The following is a 1841-nucleotide window of genomic DNA, read 5'->3' on the forward strand; positions in this document are numbered from 1 at the left end:
TTTACAAGGTAGCTTCCTATTCCCGCTATGCTCAGGATTTGCTTTACATCAGACAGCTTTATGCTTCTGATTGTGTTGACAATGTTTAATACCGAACCAACCTGTTTAAAAAAATACATGCAATGCATTACTCATGAATTTTACTTATGAAAAAAGCCTTAACAGAGAATATATCTCAATTAAGACCTGAATTGAACTTTTATCTATGTTTTTAAATATTTTTTTAAAATATAATATCATCTTTACCCACATTAATCATATTATTCTTAAATTTAACAGCTACACCAGTCTTATCAGCGGAATTTATTACTAAATTAATCAATTAACATTTCGCAAAACTTTTCAAAGGTATCTGCTACAAAATATGTCACTGGCATATCCTGTTCTGATTCTTCATGACTCCATACACATATACCTGGATTATCTTTAGAACTCTTATAATCTAAACAAACGAAATCACCTGCAAATAATGTGGCTATCGGTAATAATTCAATCCCTACTAGGTCTGGATTATCAGATAATCTATCTTCAATTTGAGTTAGCACAACATCTATATCATACATTCCTAATTCATGTTCTTCAGGATCCTCCAATATGCACAAAAATCTATCTATAGCATAATGGCGATTGTTACATATAAAACATCGTTCTACTGGCTTCCCTCCATTAGACCTTTGAATAAAATCTACATAACTTTTAGGCAATAAAATTCTCCACATTTTCTCTTCTCTTTTTATCAATTCAATACTTGGTAATGGGAATATCACTGAATTTTCTATTATTTTCATAATATCATCTCCTTCAAAATAATCTACTAGTATTCCCTATCTTGATGCATGGGCCCACATTCCCGGCGACCTTCCGCCATCATGGTTATATATATTATGTATACCAAATGGAATCAACTCCATCTGACCTGGGATTTCAGAATGATGCCATGTATAACCGTCTCTATGTCCACCAATTTGTTTATCTAGCCAATCAAATTGGGCATCGTCACCCAATAACCATTTATCTTGTGGTAATGTTACAGTTTCAATAACCACTCTTGCACTTTTAAAATCAGCTACTTTTTTACCTTTTATTGATATTATTTTTACAGCAGGTATATAGCCATTTTCGACAGCCCTTTCTTTAATCTTATCTTTTTGTCCTCTTATAAGATATTCTCCTCCTAAAATTGACTTATTCCAAGACCATTTTTTGTTAGTCTTAACTGCATCTGTGTATAACTTAGAGTAGTCATCAAGAACTTCATCAAAACTCTTATTCCCATTAATATATTCTTGTATATTGTCCCTTGAATTATTTATTACTTTGCCTTTTGGCTCTTTATTCGAATCATTAATATCCTTATCACCAGGTTTACTTCCACTCGAAGTAACACTTTCCCCCTGACCAGCCGCTTGCATACCCCGAGCAAGATCTTGAAGATTTGTATTAACCTGTGATTCATACTGCTTTTTCTTGGCTTTTTCCAGCTTATCTCTTAATTCTCCACTTTCTGCCAGAATCCTGCTCGCTTCTGAATTTTCTTCAACTTCTGTTCCTTTTGGGCTGGCCATCATTACTGAGTTTCTGGTTTTATCCTGTTCCACCCACAGTTCATGAGTTTCGCTGCCCAGCTTGAATTTGACCTTCGGAGTGAGCATTTTTCTTATGGCTCCTGATATTTTTGCTGCTCCGGCTGCCAGTATCTGCATTCCAAGCTTCTTCAGGTTTATAAGGCCTAGCGTCATGAGGTTGTTATGTATGCCGCTCCTGACGGTTCCGAAGATGTCTCCTCCGCCTTCTGCTTTACTGCCTCCCTGGGCCTGTCCGGTTTCCTTGCCGCCTGCTTT

At 35.9% G+C, this 1841-nt stretch carries 2 protein-coding genes; both read right to left on the bottom strand.

The genetic code is table 11. The features are described from left to right. Positions 1-314 precede the first annotated feature (314 nt). On the bottom strand, positions 315-788 hold the full coding sequence (locus T344_RS0119385) for an SMI1/KNR4 family protein (RefSeq protein ID WP_027630047.1): 474 nt from the start codon (positions 786-788) through the stop codon (positions 315-317). Between the two features lie 36 nt (positions 789-824). Beyond that, positions 825-1841, bottom strand: a 1017-nt coding sequence (locus T344_RS31405) for an HNH endonuclease signature motif containing protein (RefSeq protein WP_207641860.1), incomplete at its 5' end; no start/stop codon positions are given.

It is taken from the genome of Ruminiclostridium cellobioparum DSM 1351 = ATCC 15832 (genome assembly GCF_000621505.1).
Lineage (GTDB): Bacteria > Bacillota > Clostridia > Acetivibrionales > DSM-1351 > Ruminiclostridium > Ruminiclostridium cellobioparum.

What these genes read in the sequence shown, in the direction of transcription:
- T344_RS0119385 (WP_027630047.1), bottom strand. Translation starts at nt 788, where the DNA reads ATGAAAATAATAGAAAATTCAGTGATATTCCCATTACCAAGTATTGAA.